Source organism: Deltaproteobacteria bacterium (assembly GCA_022340465.1).
GTDB lineage: Bacteria > Desulfobacterota > Desulfobacteria > Desulfobacterales > B30-G6 > JAJDNW01.
Genome location: JAJDNW010000008.1, coordinates 1 through 15,473, shown reverse-complemented (window position 1 = coordinate 15,473; position 15,473 = coordinate 1). Strand labels below are relative to the sequence as shown.

General features: G+C 55.1%; 15 protein-coding genes. 1 reads left to right on the top strand and 14 read right to left on the bottom strand.

Features of this window, described 5'->3' with window-relative positions; all coding sequences use genetic code 11:
* Positions 1-38: 38 nt before the first annotated feature.
* Genes LJE94_01290 through LJE94_01275 form a run of 4 tightly spaced genes read right to left on the bottom strand, consistent with a single transcriptional unit; the run spans position 39 to position 2,665 of the window.
* Entirely contained in the window at positions 39-536 is a 498-nt protein-coding gene (locus tag LJE94_01290) for a bifunctional nuclease family protein (GenBank protein MCG6908740.1), read from the bottom strand.
* Positions 526-1,941 carry a tRNA (N6-isopentenyl adenosine(37)-C2)-methylthiotransferase MiaB gene (miaB, locus tag LJE94_01285; protein MCG6908739.1) on the bottom strand — a complete coding sequence of 472 codons (1,416 nt, stop codon included), beginning with the start codon at positions 1,939-1,941 and terminating at the stop codon, positions 526-528. Before miaB ends, LJE94_01290 begins: the two co-directional genes overlap by 11 nt.
* Positions 1,942-1,943: 2 nt before the next feature.
* Positions 1,944-2,372, bottom strand: a complete 429-nt coding sequence (locus tag LJE94_01280) for a hypothetical protein (protein MCG6908738.1) — start codon at positions 2,370-2,372, stop codon at positions 1,944-1,946.
* On the bottom strand, positions 2,369-2,665 hold the full coding sequence (locus tag LJE94_01275) for a DUF4911 domain-containing protein (protein MCG6908737.1): 297 nt from the start codon (positions 2,663-2,665) through the stop codon (positions 2,369-2,371). Before LJE94_01275 ends, LJE94_01280 begins: the two co-directional genes overlap by 4 nt.
* Before the next feature lie 59 nt (positions 2,666-2,724).
* On the opposite strand from LJE94_01275, the gene recJ reads away from it, so the two are divergent.
* On the top strand, positions 2,725-4,449 hold the full coding sequence (gene recJ / locus LJE94_01270; protein ID MCG6908736.1) for a single-stranded-DNA-specific exonuclease RecJ: 1,725 nt from the start codon (positions 2,725-2,727) through the stop codon (positions 4,447-4,449).
* Positions 4,450-4,506: 57 nt separating this feature from the next.
* On the opposite strand, the gene LJE94_01265 is transcribed toward recJ, so the two are convergent.
* From LJE94_01265 to LJE94_01220, 10 genes are all read right to left on the bottom strand, one after another.
* Positions 4,507-5,448, bottom strand: coding sequence for a tetratricopeptide repeat protein (locus LJE94_01265; GenBank protein MCG6908735.1), 942 nt, complete (start codon positions 5,446-5,448; stop codon positions 4,507-4,509).
* Positions 5,445-5,849: a membrane protein insertion efficiency factor YidD gene (gene yidD / locus LJE94_01260; protein MCG6908734.1), complete on the bottom strand. Its 405-nt coding sequence runs from the start codon at positions 5,847-5,849 to the stop codon at positions 5,445-5,447. The genes LJE94_01265 and yidD overlap by 4 nt, the downstream gene beginning before the upstream one ends.
* A 205-nt stretch (positions 5,850-6,054) precedes the next feature.
* Complete coding sequence (gene gspE, locus LJE94_01255; protein MCG6908733.1) at positions 6,055-7,785, bottom strand: type II secretion system ATPase GspE; 1,731 nt, start codon at positions 7,783-7,785, stop codon at positions 6,055-6,057.
* 93 nt (positions 7,786-7,878) lie between these two features.
* A complete protein-coding gene (gene gspD / locus LJE94_01250) occupies positions 7,879-9,939 on the bottom strand; it encodes a type II secretion system secretin GspD (GenBank protein ID MCG6908732.1) in 2,061 nt (686 codons plus the stop codon).
* A 73-nt stretch (positions 9,940-10,012) separates the two neighbouring features.
* Positions 10,013-10,870, bottom strand: a complete 858-nt coding sequence (locus LJE94_01245) for a PDZ domain-containing protein (GenBank protein ID MCG6908731.1) — start codon at positions 10,868-10,870, stop codon at positions 10,013-10,015.
* The gene (gene gspN / locus LJE94_01240; GenBank protein MCG6908730.1) at positions 10,867-11,736 is read right to left on the bottom strand and encodes a type II secretion system protein GspN; all 870 of its coding nucleotides are present in this window, start codon (positions 11,734-11,736) and stop codon (positions 10,867-10,869) included. Before gspN ends, LJE94_01245 begins: the two co-directional genes overlap by 4 nt.
* A gap of 3 nt (positions 11,737-11,739) precedes the next feature.
* The gene (locus LJE94_01235; GenBank protein ID MCG6908729.1) at positions 11,740-12,285 is read right to left on the bottom strand and encodes a type II secretion system protein M; all 546 of its coding nucleotides are present in this window, start codon (positions 12,283-12,285) and stop codon (positions 11,740-11,742) included.
* A complete protein-coding gene (gene gspL / locus LJE94_01230; GenBank protein ID MCG6908728.1) occupies positions 12,285-13,736 on the bottom strand; it encodes a type II secretion system protein GspL in 1,452 nt (483 codons plus the stop codon). The genes LJE94_01235 and gspL overlap by 1 nt, the downstream gene beginning before the upstream one ends.
* A gap of 16 nt (positions 13,737-13,752) precedes the next feature.
* Positions 13,753-14,820, bottom strand: coding sequence for a general secretion pathway protein GspK (locus LJE94_01225; GenBank protein MCG6908727.1), 1,068 nt, complete (start codon positions 14,818-14,820; stop codon positions 13,753-13,755).
* A partial coding sequence (locus LJE94_01220) for a hypothetical protein (GenBank protein MCG6908726.1) occupies positions 14,817-15,473 on the bottom strand: 657 nt, incomplete at its 5' end. The genes LJE94_01225 and LJE94_01220, both read right to left, overlap by 4 nt.

Below are 15,473 nucleotides of genomic sequence, written 5' to 3'. Positions count from 1 at the left end.
TCGTCTCCCTCGACGCGACGCCCTCCACGCTTCAGTTATTAAACCTTATATTTTCCGAAATCCTCTGGGTTCAGTTTTTCTAAATATTCAGCCCACTTTCGCCCCTCTTCGCTTTTGTCGAAGACCTCAGGAGGGCCCTCCCCCGCCTTGCTTTTCTGCACGACCCTGTCGTCCACGAAAATCGGCGAATCAAAGCGCAAGGCAATGGCGATGGCATCGCTCGGCCTGGCGTCCATGTCAAAACCCCCTTCTTCCGAGGAGAAATAGATGCGGGCGTAAAAGGTGTTTTCCTTCAAGTCGCAGACTTCGACACGCGTAACGACGATATTCAAACGCTCACTCAAATTCTTGAACAGGTCGTGGGTCATCGGACGATCGAATTTTATGTCCTGAAGTGCCGATGCAATCGACGTGGCCTCCAGAAGCCCTATCCATATGGGTATCGTCTGTTCGCTTTCGTCCGTTTTCAGGATGATGATCGGCGTATTCGATGCCGGGTCCATGGTCAGACCGGCCACACTCACCTTATGCAGCATAACAGTTTTCTCCTTTCGTCGTCGGCCCGGTGTCCGCATCGCGGCACCATGTTCCCCATAGCGAATGAGAAAGCGCTTTTTCTATTTTTATCGGCACCGTCCTCCCGATGACGTCCCCGGTCGTCCTGCCCGGCCCGTCAATATCGAAGTTAACGATTTTATTGCAGCTCGTACGCCCCGACCATTGCCGCCCCTCCCCCGTCGGCTTCCCTTTTTCCGTCTCCTGAAGCTTGCTGTAGCCCTCTATCAGAACCGGTTCCGTTTTTCCCACCATGCCGGCATGGATATCCGCCGTGATAACGGCTTGGGCGGCGAGAACCCGCTGCAGTCTTTCATTTTTTTCGTGTGCGGCAACCTTGCCGGAAAATTTCCGCGAAGGAGCCGAAGGCCTGTCGGAATAGTTGAAAGCGAACAGACTGTCAAACCGCACCCGCCGCATCAGGTCCAGGGTGTCTTCGGCATCGGTCGTCGTCTCGCCGGGGAAGCCCACAATGATATCGGAGGTGATGGCGATCTGCGGGCACCGCGCGCGTAAACGCCGCACCTTTTGCATGTAGGCTTCCCGGGTGTATTTACGGTTCATGCGCTTCAACACACGGTTCGACCCGGATTGAACGGGCAGATGGATGTGGCGGCAGAGTTTTTCCAGATCGCCGAAGGCCTCGATCAGGTCATCCGAAAGATCTTTGGGGTGGGAGGTGGTGAAGCGTATTCTGGACAGCCCGTTCACACGGTTGATCATCGACAGCAGTCCTGCAAAGGAACAGAGCCCCTCCTTGATGCCATAGCTGTTTACATTCTGGCCAAGAAGGGTCACCTCTTTGACGCCGCCATCGACCAACATTTTTATTTCATTGAGGATATCATCCGGGTGCCTGCTGGCTTCCCGCCCTCGCACATGGGGGACGACGCAGTAGGAGCAATAGTTGTCGCAGCCCTGCATGATGGTGACAAATTTCGCTATGCCCTCCGCCGGCAGGCCGGCAGGCGCCGCCTTTTCGTCGGCAACGGTTTCAGACATGTCTATGTCCACGATCCGGCAGCGATTTTTTTCAATCTTTTGTACGGCCGAAGACAGCCGCCCGAGCGCATGGGTTCCGAAAACGAGATCGACATGCGGCATCCGCCTCAGTATCTCGCGCCCCTGCTGCTGAGCGACACAGCCGCCAACCCCGACGATCAGCTCGGGCTTTTTCCGTTTGATCTTCGCCAGCCGGCCGAGAAAGCTGAATGCCTTTTGCTCGGCTTTCGCCCGGATGGCACACGTGTTGGCAATTACCAGATCTGCCGATTCCAACAGCGACGTAACCGTGTAGCCCAGCTTTTTCAGGCTGCCCTCGATCCTTTCGGAATCGTATACATTCATCTGACAGCCGAAGGTATTGATGTACAACAGCTTGCTCATGATCACTCGCCTACCCGCTTCCGCCCGGTAATGAGAATTTTCTTGATATCCTGCAGCCCGATGCGCACATCGGCAAAAGAGGACATGCCATAAAACGGGGCGTCATGTTCGATGGTCAGTTCGACCTGCTTCCGGTCGTCGAGCGTGACGATCGCTTTTGTCTTGCCGTCTGCCGTTACAAACAAAATAGACCGAATCTTTTCAAAGTCAATCGAAAGATCCGCTTTGCCTAATTTACCGGTCAGATAGGTTTGTCCATCCATGGTAAACTTTTCGAGGTCCAGGGAAACATCATCCTGATCAACCACCGTGGCGGTGTAATTCACATCGGGTTCGGGGGGCTTAACCGCGGTCTGGTCTCCCATGGTTCCCATGCCCAGGGACAGGCAACAGATCCAGACAAACAAACCACCCAGCACCTTTTTTCTCATACGTTTCCCCCTTTTACCGATTCGATCAGTATATCGCGGCCCAATTCTTTAAGTAAATTTTCAACATATAAATTACAACCTTCCGGTATATTAATTAATATTGTTCCCATATCTGCATCAAGTGTCGTCAGGTTCGCAATGCCGTCATAGGCTTCGAATATGAATTTCATGAAACCGATTTCACGTTTGTCGACACGGTAGTACCGCTTTTGACTGCGCATATCCTTTTGCCGCCATTTCTTTTTTCGCCATCGGGGTAGTGGGAACAGCATACCACCATCACTCGCGGTCATTCAATATAAAAATCCGTGTTTGCACCGCCCTGCGCGTTCGTGGTATATGCCGCTGACCTATGGACCGTTCCCCTAAAAAAAAATGGCAGTGGCGAAAGCCGGCGACCGATACCAGCGAGCAGCTGGTCCGGTCTCTCGGATGCCACCCGGTTATCGCCAGGCTCCTCAACAACCGATCTGTATTTACCTCCGATGACGCCCTGCGGTTTCTCGAGCCGTCCTTGAGTCACCTGCGTCCTCCCCATCATTTGCTGGACATCGAAAAAGCCGCCGCGCGCATCATCGCGGCCGTTGACAAAAAAGAAAACATTTTGATTTTCGGCGACTATGACGTGGATGGCATCACGGCGACGACCCTGCTTTATCGCTTCCTGGATTCGATAGGCGCCCGCGTCTCTTATCTCATTCCTCACCGGATCAACGAGGGATACGGTCTGAAACCGGTACACGTCTCGCTCCATGCCGTATCCAGAAAAATATCGCTTATCATCACGGTCGATTGCGGGACATCGGACCATGACGCCGTTGCCGAAGCCAACCGGCGGGGCATCGACGTCATCGTTACCGATCACCATGAACCACCCGACGAGCTCCCCCCTGCCCTGGCCATTGTCAACCCTAAAAGGAAGGAATGCAGTGCCGGGATGGAATTCCTGGCCGGTGTCGGCGTCATTTTCTACCTACTCATCTATCTGCGCATGCAATTGCGTGAAAGGGGATACTGGCGGCACGGCAAGGAACCCAACCTCAAGGCGGTGTGCGACCTGGTTGCCGTGGGCACCATCGCAGACATGGTTCCCTTGAGACATGAGAACCGGGTTTTGGCCTGCACTGGCCTGAATACACTACAAAAGAGGGGTAACAGGGGCATGCGGGCGCTCATGGAGCGATGCGGCGTCGACCGCAGCCATGTCGGCGCCCGGGACATCGCCTTCCGCATTGCCCCCCGTTTGAATGCCGCCGGCCGCGTCGACCATGCCGACACGGCCATGGCGCTCCTTTCAACGGGAGACAACGACGAGGCGATTCTTTTGGCGGAACGCCTTCACGAACTCAACAAACAGCGACAGTCCCTGGAGAAAGCCGTCATAGCGGATATCGACAGGCACTTGACCGACCACCCCGAAAATCTCGAGGGAGACATCATCGTCCTCTGTGCCGGCGGGTGGCATTTGGGAATATTGGGCATCGTTGCTTCGAGAATGGTCAACCGGTATGCCCGTCCGGCGGTTGTTCTCACGCAGGACGGTGAGGTAGCCAAGGGTTCGGCAAGGAGTGTGCCCGGCATCGACCTGTCCAGGCTGCTTTCAGCCTGTTCGGGCCTTCTGATTTCCCACGGCGGCCATGCCATGGCGGCCGGGCTGCAGATTGCCGTCGGAAAGATCGACGCATTCAGGCAGGCGCTCAACCAGGCTGTTCAAGACCGGACCATCGGGGGAAAGCCCGCAGCTATCCTGCCGATAGACGGCCCGCTTGACTTCAGGAAAATCACCAGGCGCCTTACCCGTGACCTGGAGATGCTGAAACCGTTCGGGGAACAGAATCCGCCCCCCCTGTTCGTTGCCGATCATGTCCGGGTGCTGTCCTCAAAAATAGTCGGCGGGGGGCACCGCCGCATGTTCCTGCGTCAGACCCGCGGGCCCGCTTTTCAGGCCATTCACTTCAATCCCCCGACAGAAACCGTTGGAGTGGACGTCTTTGAAAAGGTTGCCTTCCAACCGCAGTTTAACCGGTGGAACGGTCGGGAGGAGATTCAGCTGCTTGTAAAGGATGTGTTAATTTAGAGTGGTTGCCGGAAAAACGTTCCGAATGGCATGCATCGCCTCTCGTAGGGAATAGATTTAAAACGTGTAGTTGAAGGACAGTTCAACCCCCCGGTTTTCATAGCGCGCCGCCAGTTTCACCTTAAGCTGTTGTCGCAACCGCTCTATCCAGCGGCGTTCATTTCTGCGATTGTATTTGTGCGCGCTGGCCACGGAACCGTAGATGCTGCCCGCATAGAAGCCGATTTCCACGAAGGTGATCACCGACCCCAACGCATACAGTTCGTTGTCGAAGGCCTCATAGGCCGCCCATATCAAGCCACCGTTCACGAAAAAAGCGGCCAGGGCATCCTGGTACCGGCCGCAATACAGATAGCCGCCCCCCGGCAGGAGGGCTAAAGAACCGGCCAGTTTCGGGCTTTTTCGCGGGATTTCCTTCTCTTCTTCCGCCAGCCTGGCGGACAGTTCACGGCATCTGTAGGCTCCGCTGTTTTCCGCGCTGATATGGGCGAACGCCTCTTGGGCCTTTTCCCATTGCGCCATGCCGATGTAAATCCAGCCCATGCGGTATCGGGCCTCGTCTCTGACGTCGACGTCTTCGGCGACCACGACGAGGTTTTGCAGAGTGGCTATGGCTGCGCCGGTCTGACCGCTCGCGACGTAGGCGCCGCTGATTTTGAAATGGGACGCGTGGTAATGCCGGCCTTCCGGGTAACGGCGCATGCAATCCTTGAAGGATGCTATGGCATCCGGGTAACGCCCGGCCTTTAGATAACACATCCCCACTTTGAATGCGGCGGTTTCGGCGCTGTCATGATCGGGGAACAGATATTCAAACCGTTTGTACTCGCCTGCCGCCAAAAGATAGTCGCCGCCGGCATACAGGCTTTCTGCATAGCCAAACTGTTCCCGGGCATCCACCTGAACCACCTGCCCGGCCGAAGCCGCTGCGGGGAGGTTGAACAAAAGCAGCATCAACGAGGCCAAAGCCGCCGCTGCGTGTTTAATGAACGCGCTCATGGGTGGCTCCACCAGAAATCATTGCGCGACAGGGGGTCGTATACATGCGGTTGGTAATTGATGAAGATGGTTTCGGAGAGTCGTTTCTCGTCGCGGCCGCAGCGCAGCAGGCGGTCACTGGTCAGGATCCAGCCTTTCACGAAACCGTGCTTTTCAAAGGCCTCAGCGCTGTAAGCCGAACAGGAAGGGTACATGGGGCACCGATGCCCGTCAGCCCTCGAAATTGTCTTGCTAAAAAATTTCAAGGCATAGGCCATGGGACCCGTATCCGCTTCGTATTTGATCACGCCCTGCGGCAATGCATCTCCTGCCAGAGCGGACTCAGCGCTTCCCAACAACGGCATCGTGGTCAACACAATGGTGAAGATTGCAAGTCTTACATGTTTAGTGGGTGACATCATAAACGACAGCCCGGTTTCCCAAGATTAACCGATGGGGGCCTTATTCCCCTTGAAAAGGCGGAAAGTCCGGTCAAAAGCCCTGGATTCAATAGCGTGAAGGTAAAGCGCCGCAGACGATATCATGGTATCAACTTATACTAGCGGCGCAGCCGCGTTACATAAAAGACGCCATCGATTCGCGGGGGCGCATCGACTGCGCCTTTTATTATTTTTGGGTGACGCGCAGGACCTCCTCGATGGTGGTATCTCCGTCCAGGACCTTTCGAATACCGTCCCGGCGCAGGGAAATAAGGTTCTGGCGCACCGCTTCCTCCTGGATGCGATTGGCGTCGAAGGACCCCAGAATCATGCTTTTCAGGCGGCTCTCCAGCTCCAGTATTTCAAATATGCCGATACGGCCTCGATACCCTGTGTTGATGCAATGTTCGCACCCCCGCGCCCTGAAAACGGTCGCCTCCCCTATTTCGCCCTGCAGGATGCCGATATTGTTCAGAACCGTTTCGTTGGGATGGTAGGGTTCCTTGCATTTCTTGCACAGCACGCGCACCAGACGCTGCGCCACGACCGCAATAACCGAAGAGGATATGAGAAACGGTTCGATTCCGATGTCGACGAGTCTGGTAATGGCCCCGGCCGAATCGTTGGTGTGCAGGGTCGAAAATACGAGATGCCCGGTAAGCGCCGACTGCACGGCTATTTCCGCGGTTTCATGGTCACGAATCTCCCCGACGAGAACCACGTCGGGGTCCTGTCGTACAATGGAGCGCAGCCCGCGGGCGAAGGTGAGGCCTATTTTCGGGTTCACCTGTATTTGACTGATCCCGTTGATTTGATACTCGATCGGATCCTCGATGGTAATGATGTTGATGTCCGGAGAATTCAAGGTGGAAAGGATGGCATACAAGGTCGTTGTTTTTCCGCTGCCGGTGGGACCGGTTATCAGAATGATGCCGTTGGGTGAAGACACGAGCCGCTTCACCCTCTCCAGCCCTTCCGCACTGAGCCCCAGGTCGGTCATTTTCAGCAGAGAGCTCGTTTTGTTCAACAGCCTGAGAACGACGCGCTCCCCGAAAGTGGTGGGAATGGTGGAGACGCGCACATCGATCTGCGTACTGCCGATTCTCACCTCCAGGCGTCCGTCCTGAGGCAGCCTTTTCTCGGCGATATTCAGCTTGGCCATCACCTTGATCCTGGAGATAAGGGATGCCTGGATCCATTTGGGAGGGGTCAGCAGATCGTACAGGATGCCGTCCACCCGGTAGCGGACCTTGAAGCTTTCCTGATACGGTTCGATGTGAATGTCGCTGGCCCTCGCCTTGATGGACTGGGAGAGGATGTGATTTACCAGCTTGATGATGGGGGCGTCGCTGGTGTCATCCAGGAGGTCGGCGGTGCTTTCTATCTCGCTCAAAATCATCCCGTCGTCTTCCTCCATGTTCTGGACCAGTTGCTCGGCCGAATCCCTCCCCATGTCATAGGCAAAATTGATGGCGGCCAGGATCTCCTCTTTGGTCGCCAGCACGACATGGCAGCCCTCCATGCCCAACATGCTGCACAGATCGTCCAGCGGCTGGAAATCCGCCGGGTCGTTGATGGCGATGGCGAACCCTGACGTCTTTTTTTCCGCTTCCGAAGCGCCACTTTCCAGTTGCGCAACGGCGTCGCCGGAGGACGGCTTCAAACCCTCCAGGGGCAGCATATGATATTTTTTGAGAAACTGGATCGAAATCTTGCGGGTAAAATCCTGGCGGATGTTCCCCAGGGGAATCTTTTCCATGACCGCAAATCCGTATTGCATCCCCCGTGCCGCCAGAAGCTGCATTTCCGTGATTTTCCCCCTGCTGTAAAGGATCTCGCCGATGTCGCCGCCCTTTTCATCCCGGGCCTCGAGGGCCTCGGACAAATCGCTCTCGGAGACGTCGAATTGCGTCCGCATTATCTGTTCTAAGCGTTGCATCATGCTTTTTCTGTGTCGAGAATGGTTTTTTTCAAGATCTTCGGTTTTTCAGGTTTTGCGGTACGCTGGCCGCTATTCGGTTTTCTTCGGCTTCTCTTCCTCCAACCGCATCTGCTTATGGACGGAATCGTTTTCGTAGAGTTTAATGCTGCCGCTCCTTTTCTTCTCTATCGTCTCATGCTTGTTCTGGTATATGGCGGCGGCCTCCTCCTCGTTTTCGATCACACGCGGCGTCAAAAAAATGTACAGGTTGGTTTTTTCCCGGGATTCGGACACCGATTTGAAAGCCCACCCCAAAAAGGGAATGTCCCCCAGACAGGGAACCTTGTTTTCGGTTCGGTTAAAGGAGTCGTCGATCAGCCCCCCGAGGACGATCGTATTTTCGTCGTTGACGATTACGGTGGTTTCGATGGTGCGCTTCAGGGTCGTCGGACGGTCCGCGTTGGTCGTCGCCAGTTCGTCCAGCTTGGTCACCTCTTCGAAGATGGTCAGCCTCACGAAGCGCTCTTCGTTGATATGGGGGGTTATCTTCAGCGTGATGCCCACGTCCCTGTATTCGTAGGAGCTGTAGGTTTCGACACCGGTTTCGGCGGCCGATCGGGTCTGAAAAGGAACGTTCTTGCCCACGTTGATGCTGGCCTCTTCGTTGTCGGTGGTCAAAAGCTGGGGTGTCGCCAGGATGTGGACATCCTTGTCTTTTTTGTAGGCCTGGATGACGGCGGCGATGCTGGGGAATTTAACCCCGCCCACATCGATGAACTCACCCAGCACACCGACCGAAAAACCGGTGGGGAAGGAGCCGTAGCCGGTGACCCCCCCGCCGAGGCCTGCGATGTTGCTGTAACCGGGATCCTGGCCGCTGAACCCACCGCCATAACCACCCTGGTACCCTTCATAGGAGGTCTTGCCTGCAGCGGTCCACTCGGTGCCCAGATTGAAATCCTTTTCCACATTGACCTCCATGATCAGGCACTCGATGTAAACCATCGATCGGGGGATATCCAGCTTCTGGATGATGGTCTCCAGAAATTTATAGTCCTCCTTCTCGGCCATAATAATCAGGCTGTTGGTGGCCTTGTCGGCCTTTATGATCACCCCGCTGGATATCACCGGCGCTTTTTGGGGGGCCTTTGAGTCTGGCTTGGCGCTTTTATCGGTAGGCAGCTCCTGGAGGACCGTGGCCAGGTCTTCCGCAACGGCGTTCTCCAGGTAATACACGTGGATGCCCTCCTTGCCTTTGGGGGTCTCCTTGTCCAGCATCTCGATCAGTTCCCGGATGCGGTGTGTGTTGGTCTTGCTGGCCAGAACGATCAGGGTGTTGGTGCGGTCGTCGGACACGAAATTGACCGTATCCGTGACAGCGTTTTTCTTGGACCTGGTCTTCTTCGCCGAAAATACTTCCTCCAGTATTTTGACGAGATCCTTGGCGCTGGCATAATCCAGGGGCAGAATGGTCAATTCCTGACCGATGCCCATGATGTCGATGGTTTCCACGATTTTCTGCAGGCGCCGAATGTTGGAATAGACATCGGTGACAATGAGCATATTGGTCGGTGGGTAGTCCAGAATGACGCTGCTTTTGGAAACCAGCGGCGACAACAGTTTCTTGACCTCGCTGGGATTGGCGAACTTCAAGGGGATCAGCTGGGTCACCACCTTATCCTCGCCTACGCCGCTCTCCTCCCTCAACCGGGTCTCGATGTTTTTGGAACGGGCATCCGGCGCCGGAACGATCTTGATGATCTTGCCGGCTTTCACCGTGGTGTAGCCATGCACTTCCAGAACGGACTCGAACACGCGGTAGGCCTCGTCAACCGAAATCTTCGACGGCGATATGATGGTAACCTTTCCCTTGACCCGCTGGTCGACGACGAAATTTCTGCCGGTCATTTCACTGACGAACTTGATCAGGACGTTGATGTCCACATTGTTGAAATCGATGGACACCGGCTGCGATGGATCCAGTCGAGTGGGCGATTCGGCATTCCCCTTCGTCTCCGCCGGTTTCTCGTCGTTTTGTGCCGACACCCCGTACGGCCACATCACCAGGCACAGGCAGGTCACCAAAATAAAGAGCTTAATATGTTTCCAGTGTGTCTGCATCGTTCCGCTATTGTCCTTATGCATGCTCATGAATAATCTTCCCCAATCAGCGGCGCAGCCGCATTATTTAAACCGCAACCTTGCATTCTTGAGATACCTGTTATTATTCGATACGGTAATCGATGTCGCGAAGCTGACCCCTTCGCCGGATCTGAACCTGGACGCCCGTGGCCGACTGGAGGCTCTCGTAAAGTTTGAGGGCATCGTCCACCGATTCGATCTTGTTGCCGTCCACACCGATGATGACGTCGCCGTTGCGCAGCCCCATTTCGCTGAAGATGGACCGGGAACGAATACCGGATATACTCAGGCCGTCCGGTTGCCCGTCCTTGAAATGGGGGCGTATGCGGACGTTCTTCATCAAGGAGTTCAAATCGTTTACGGCGTTCTCGATTTTTTCCCGTTTCAGGGTGATGTTCGTCTGTCCGCCCCCCCCGGCCTGTCGCTGCAAAGGTACACCCGAACGCCTGGAGGGCGGCCCACTTTTCACCTTTTCCATCTCCAGGACTTCCAGTGTCCCGTCGACATCCAGAATCACCTTTTCCCTGTGAATCTCCTTGATGAGGGCGTTCTGGATCGCATCGTCGACCCGATACAGCATCTGCCGCCGCAATCTGGTATCTTCGATAACCGCATAGGATTCCTGCTTCTCCCCGGTTACGGTCCCCCACAGTTTCAACTTGAGTTCAGTCTTTTTCAAATCGGCGATTTCGACCTTTTCGGCAACGGCTTTGGCGCGCTTCTTTGTGTCGATATTGAAAAGATTGCGTTCCTGGATGTTCCCGTACTCGCTCAAGGGACTGAGGGTTTCCTTCTCGGCCGACGGCGCGGCGGCATCGGCAGTCGACATGTGAGTGGCGGTGACGATCCTCGAAGTGGCCGCCTTGTAAAACAGGTCGACGCCGAAATACGAAAGACAGGTGACGAGCAGAATGTTGGCTATGGTAAAATAGGCTTTCATCGCAAAACGAATTTCGGCTTCTCGATGGTTCCGTAAAGTTTGATCGGATACCCCTTGTCGCCAGCTTTCCTCGACGGCAGAAGGCTTTTCGGCAGCACCTTCTGTAAACTGGCCAGCAGGAGGTGCTGGGGCATGACATTGCCTTTGAATTCGAGCCGGCTTTTCTCGATTGGCTTTCGAAAAAGGATGATGCCGGTCACACTGCCGTTAACCTGTTTTCCGCGCACGTCACAGCGTTTGAGCCTGAGAGAGCGCGTGTCCACGATCAATTCCGCATCCAGGCGGTCAAACTCCAGATTGCTGATGCTGAAAACCGGATTCGTCAGCCCTATCCCGCCATCCGCCACCGCCAGGTCGACATACAATTTTCCATCGGGTCCCTTTTCACTGCTGTACCTGATGGCGCTTCCGAGAACACCGGCCACTTTTCTCCCGGAAAGGGTCTGTATGGGTTCGCACTCCTCGAGCATGATGCCGGATAGATCGGCAACCGTCTTTATCCGATACATCGACGGGCCCTTCTGGAAATCGACGGAACCCTTGAGATCACCGCTGTAGGCCCGGCCCTCCAGAAGCAATGTTTTCCAGGACTTGAAGAGGGACAGGTACCGGGGGCGAACCTTGAGCCAAGTCAGATCCAGGTATTTGTCCCCCCGGTATGCCAGGGAGATTGATTCCAGCACCAATCCTGGAGGAAATACCGGCGCAACGTTTCCTACCGTGACCTGGTAGTCGGGATAATGACGGTCCAGATAGCCGGTGATGTACCCCTTGGCCGCTTCCGACGGAAACAGCATGTAGAGGAACACAATGGTTATTCCGAGGATGTAGCCGGGATAAAGTATCCAGTTCTTTATCTTTTTCATGGCTCACTCCTCGAGGGTCTCCGCCTGGAGAACAACGTTTAAAATACCTTTCTGATCATCGCTTTTGGTCATGGAAATTCTCTTGATGCTGACCATGTTTTTGGAAGTTTCTATCTTGTAGATATACTCGGTGACCTGCTGCAGGTTCAGGCCCGTCAGTTTCATCTCCACCAGGGAAACTTTGTATGGGCTGTCCTTCTGCTGGGTCAGCGTCGGTTTCATGGAAGACATCCTGTCCTTTATCCCCACCTCCCCGGCGAGCTGCACGAGAAACGAAAGCAGCGTAAACCCCTTGGGCCTCTGTTTGAAGCGTTTTTTGGCCTTTTCACCCGCACGCGTCAGGGATTCATATTCGGCCCTGAGCAGACGGATCTCTTCCAGATTGTGCTGACTGGTCCTCAGGCTGCGCTGCAGCCGTTCCTTTTTGTCCATGAACGGGAAGACGCCGAATTTCACGACGATGAACAGGCACAAGCAGCCGATGCCCGCCATCACGGCCAGCTTTTCGCGCCGGTTGAGTTTCATGGTTATGGGTTTGAGCCACTGCATCAGATGGTCGCCTTTATCTTGAAGCGCACGCGGTTTCCCGTTCTTTCCTTGTTGGTTGAGGAAATGGCGACACTCTTGAACATGGCCGCCTGTTCCAAACTGCTTTTCATATCGTCCACCGCGTCGAATCCGGCGGTGTCGCCGGAGATGAGAACACTGTCCGTCCCAATGATGACGCTGACGAGTTGAACGTCTATCCGGGAAGGAATATTCCGGCTGAGGGTGTTCAGGATGTCGATCGCTTTGACAGGCCTGCCCATTTCAGCGGAGAAGGTTTCGGCCTCTTTAATCTCCTTGATCTTGACACGCATCTGCTGGAGAGGGTCGACGATACGGGTGACATCGGGGAACGTCGCCGAAAAAATGCCTCGAATCTCTTTGTTCAGCTGCACCGACCGTGTTTCCATGGAAAAATAATCGACGGTAAAGGTGGCCACCAGGAGCAGCAAAACCAGCACGGCCAGCAGGCCGGTTTTGAGAAAATCCTTTTTGTGGGCCTTCCACTCCTTTTGGACCGCGAAGCGCCCCCGCCGGAAATTTAACAGGTTTAACCCGACGACGTCCGACAATGCCAGGGAAAGGGCGGCATCCATGGTTGAAAACCGCCACGGCACGCCCTCGGTGTCGATCGAAACCAGTCCGCTCATGCCGATGAGGTCCATGGAGCGAACCGGAAGATCTAAACCGGCGGCTACGGCTTTTTCCATGTCGGGGTTTTCAAACAGGCTTCCCGTTAAAAAGACCTCCTGGACGTCGCAGGTCAATCCCGAACGCATCCCGAAGCCCGCAAGGGTCTGCTGGACCGTCCTGCAGAGACCTTGAATATCCGCTTCGGAGCCGGTCGTCACGCCAAACGAACGCACCAGGCAGATCTCCTCTCCCGATAACAGGAAAATCCCGGCCCGCCCAGGTTCGACGGCCAAGAGCAGCCTGTCGGCCTTTTCATCCGAAAATCTCACCAGTGCCTGGGCCAGGGAATACCCGCCGATGGACATTACGTCGGGCTCCATCCCTTGCGCCTTCAAGAGGTCGAGGTAAAATGCCACCTTTTCCGCTTGAACGGCGGCCACGAATACGCGATGCCTGTCATGGTCGGCCGAAGCCTTGAGAACGGTGAAATCGATTATAATCTGTTCGGGCGGATACGGCAGGTTCGTCTCCAGTTCATAGGGCAGAATCTGGCGCAGCTTTTTCCGGTCGCTGAACGGTGCTTCGATATTGCGGTATGACAATTCTTCCGCCGGAAAGGCGACGATGCGGGTGGCCCCTTCGATATCCATCTCGGAAGCAACCGAATTCAGCGCGCTGGGCAGGGATTCCTCAAAAGAAACGTCCGGGGAAATGGGAACACGCCTGTGGTCCTCGATCCAGTTTCCCTTTATGCCGCCTCTGACGAGTACAGCCGAAACAGCGTTGCGGCCAATGTCTACGCCCAGAATTTTTCTGCTCATAAGGTTTCTGTATAGCTTATTTTTCCTGCCAGCTCAAGATTTTACAATACCACCGAGCTGATTTCTGCGCCTTGACCCGCTTGACGACGGCGCTGATAGTCGTTCTCATTTCCCCCATACGCGCTTCGGATGAAATTCTGAAAACATCGCTGGCCGTCATGATCAGATTCGGGTCGATTTCAACCTCGCTGCACCCGGGTGCGTTTTTATACCAGGTCGATGTCGAAAGGTCGTGGATGAATTTGTCGTCGGACCGTTCCTCCCTGTATTCATAAATGGCCTGCGCCAAAAACTCATCCTCAACCGGCAAAATGGCCGCGATGACCGGGTGGTCGGCCGTATTGATGTTGATCGTTCCTTTGAACGTGAACCGATTTTCTTCGGTACCGCTCACCCCGAATACGGTCATGTACTTTTCGATTCCCGGCACACCGCCCGCCCCCAGAAAAAGCGCCTCGGTAATGCCCTTGATCATGGTCAATTCTCCAAGATGCGTCAGGGGCCCGTTCCTAGCCGGATACGCTTCGGGAAGATCCATGTAATAATCGGATTCGGCGCCGCTCAGTCCGGTCGTGGCGTCGTCGTCGCCATAGTCCAACCAGTCCTTGATGGAGTTGATGATGGCCGTCGGTTCGGTGTCTTCCGTTCTTTCTTCCGATGAGATGGCCAGGTTTAGGAAATGCTCCCACATGCTGCGCTGGGCCTCATTGAACTGCCGCCCTTCGGGAAACTGCACCAGGGCGTTGGCCTGGATCTTCCCGAGTTCATCGGTTATGGTCACCGCGGGAACGCCGTCCTCAAAAGGCAGATCCAGCAAGAGTTCATTTATTTTTTCACTGTCGGCCCAATCTTCCTGAATGGAATCGATATCGCTTTCTTCCTTGTCCTTCACCAGCAGCGCCATGCCCGCATGAATACCCGCTGTCGCCTTTTGCCTTAGGATGAGCGCGCTTTTTTCCGTGTCCGACGCCAAAAGCGCCCCCCGGACCTTGCGGTGCAGCTCCAACGCCGTCACCAACAGCAGGGTGATGACGGAAAGGGTGATCAGCAGGGCGATTCCCCGACTGCCGGGTTTTCTTTTCATTCCTCTATCCCCCTGCGCACCACCGGCATGGCCACCCGGGTTTCGAATACAGCGCCGGTTTCGCCCCGGGACATTTCAATCAGAATCTCTACGGCTCCGGGGGTGGCATAATCGAATTCATCGGACTCAGAATCCCAGTAGGTGTGATCGGTGCCTTCCTGATCGAAATAGGTGATCTCCAGTCGTTTGAGCCCCGCACACAGCACGGGATCGCGGCCGTCTGCTTCGAATTCCGGATAAGGATAAAGGCTGTCCGAGCGCATTAGGTCAAACGACGCCTCTCCCCTGGTTCGCTCGTAATAGACAAGCTCGGCGACGCCCTCCCTCACGGACTGCTCGAGGGGAAGATGGGCGTAGGAGGCGAACCTGAGGCGTTGACCGTCTTTTCCGCCGTTGTCCCCATCATATCCGACCACCCGGTAAGGATCGGGAGATGCATTGAATTGGGGTTTCCCATAGACAGGAAGCTGAACGATGCAGGCCGACCTGAGGTCGAGAGCGATGCGCTCCAGGCATGCATCCGACATGGCATACAGGTCGACGCTGTTTTCGATAATCGGTGCGCTCATGAATACGGATCGATGGGAGGCGAAGACAGTGGTGACAATGATGCCGAAAATGAGCAGGGCGATCAGAATCTCCATCAGGGTAAA